Origin of the sequence: Pseudomonas sp. F1_0610, assembly GCF_047470865.1 — a bacterium.
GTDB lineage: Bacteria > Pseudomonadota > Gammaproteobacteria > Pseudomonadales > Pseudomonadaceae > JAZDRH01.
The window spans coordinates 1-1,305 of record NZ_JAZDRH010000073.1; the positions used below are offsets into that span (position 1 = coordinate 1).

Genomic DNA, 1,305 nt, shown 5'->3' on the forward strand with positions numbered 1-1,305 from the left:
CTAATAGATTTTAAATCTATAAAACAAATACCATCCTCTTCTCCATATTGAGAAATCATTAAAAACTCTATTATATTATTATTAAAACTCTTAATACACCCATCTATAAGGGCATCAAAGCCATCTATCAAAAGACTAACAAAATCCTCTTTTAAAAATATTCTATTCACAACTTCAAACATAATGTTATCTAATTTTTTTTCAAAACCATACTCCTCTATAAAAGAATCATTATAATTATCATAAAAAATTTTTATTTTATTTGTATGCTCTGTATATTTTTTAACAATTGAAACTTCTGAAGTTCTACGTACTTCATAGCCCAACGGATTACCAAAACAATCTAGTGCTTTAACTCCAAAATAGTTTTCAGATACAGAATCAATAAATCCCATACTAAAACTTTCAGAATCTTCATTTTCATAGTAAACCTCTACTATACTGTTTTCTTCTTTTGCCAAAATCAAACTATTCATAACAATATCCATACACACCTCAAATTAACCACATAACTAATATAACTTATATACTAACAAAGCATTATCACATTTTATCGTCGATACTTTCGTCTTATATCGCCTTTCTCTCCCCCTCTTTGGTCTCTTTTATTCCTTGCCCTACCTCTCTCATGCTTTCCTCGTGAGCTCGGCCTTGCATTACTAGTGTGCTCTGCACCTCCAGAAGTACTTTCTTCCTCTTCCTCTTTATAATAAATAAAGTCTTCAGCAGTTTTTACATATGGCTCATATCCCTGATATGGTTTTATTACAATGTCATCTTGTGAGCTATCAGGATAGCCCTGCGCACTCGGTATTTTTAACTCTTCTAGTGCAGGTACATAAGCTGTATTATTAGCTGAAATATCATCTGCACACTGTACATTGCCACATTCGGTTTGTATCCCCTCTGTAATCAAAATTGGCGATGATGATAATTTAGAATCAACTGCATATGAGATAATAATAATATCAATAATGAAAGATGCTGTAGCCCTTGCTGCCATCATCAATAAAGGTGCAAACCAGACGACTCGTCCTTCAGGATCTCTATATCTGAGCGCATTTCCCCCAGCATACCCATAATGGTTAATACCACCCCCCAAGCCGATCGGATCACTTTGGCTATAACGTCCTACTCTTGGGTTGTAGTCCCTGTAGTAGTTGTAATGCGTACCCGTCTCTGCATCAAAGTACTGCCCAGGGTAGCGCAGGTTCATGGTGATCAGGTTGGTGCTGTCGGGGGTGGTTTCCCCAAAAGCTTGCATTTGGGCTTGCCACGTTGTGGTGCCTTCACTGTTGGCGGCTA

Annotated in this window: 2 protein-coding genes; both read right to left on the minus strand. The window is 36.5% G+C overall.

Going from position 1 to position 1,305, the window contains the following annotated elements; translation table 11 throughout:
• A partial coding sequence (locus VQ643_RS16240) for a hypothetical protein (RefSeq protein WP_414201544.1) occupies positions 1-476 on the minus strand: 476 nt, incomplete at its 3' end.
• 74 nt (positions 477-550) lie between these two features.
• Positions 551-1,305: RHS repeat-associated core domain-containing protein (locus tag VQ643_RS16245; protein WP_414201546.1), on the minus strand; the 755-nt coding region annotated here is incomplete at its 5' end.